The organism is Candidatus Frankia alpina, from assembly GCF_902806485.1.
GTDB lineage: Bacteria > Actinomycetota > Actinomycetes > Frankiales > Frankiaceae > Frankia > Frankia alpina.
Genome location: NZ_CADCWT010000529.1, coordinates 1 through 765 on the forward strand (window position 1 = coordinate 1; position 765 = coordinate 765).

The following is a 765-nucleotide window of genomic DNA, read 5'->3' on the forward strand; positions in this document are numbered from 1 at the left end:
GCGGTCTCGACTGGAGCGCATCCGGACGGCACGACGGGGCCAATACTCCGCGTAGCAGATCGCAACCTAGAACGATCTTCCCGGGGCCCTGGGCCGCCGTCCAGACCGACGGTGGCGCGGTGACGTTGCAGTTGGCGAACCTGCACGGCGATGTGGTCGCGACCGTCGACGACGCGACCTCGGCCAGCTCCCCGGCGAGCTACGCGGAGTCCACCGAGTTCGGCAGCCCCTACTTCCCCAGCTCGGCCTACCCGCGTTACGGCTGGCTCGGCGCGAAACAACGCTCCCGGGACACCCTGTCCGGCCTCACCCTCATGGGCGTCCGCCTCTACGACCCCAACCTCGGCCGCTTCCTCCAGACCGACCCCGAACCCGGCGGCTCCGACAACGCCTACGACTACGCCCACCAGGACCCCTACAACACCTACGACCTCAACGGCGACCGGTTCCATTTCAAACGACCCAAGTTGCCCAATTGGAAGAATGCCGCGCGTGTAGGTGGCTTTGTCAGCTTCGGCGCCTGCGTCGTTTTCTCGGCAGGTACCTGTATCGGAGTTGGGCTTGCCGCGGCCGTCGTCTCTGCTCGGGCCAGCAGTGGGAGCTTTACAAACCGAGCCTTTGCTGGTTCCGCCGTGAGGAACGGGGTGACCAATACTCTCGGCGGGGTCTGTGGTTGTGGATTCGGTGGGACTCGTGTGGGCAACCTTGGAGGTAACTGGTCAGGTATTTGTTTGATCTTGGGTTAGCTGGTTGCGGGCATCCAGG

Annotated in this window: 1 protein-coding gene; it reads left to right on the forward strand. The window is 64.6% G+C overall.

Going from position 1 to position 765, the window contains the following annotated elements; translation table 11 throughout:
- Positions 1-746: RHS repeat-associated core domain-containing protein (locus G6R25_RS24345; RefSeq protein WP_163554690.1), on the forward strand; the 746-nt coding region annotated here is incomplete at its 5' end.
- Positions 747-765 lie beyond the last annotated feature (19 nt).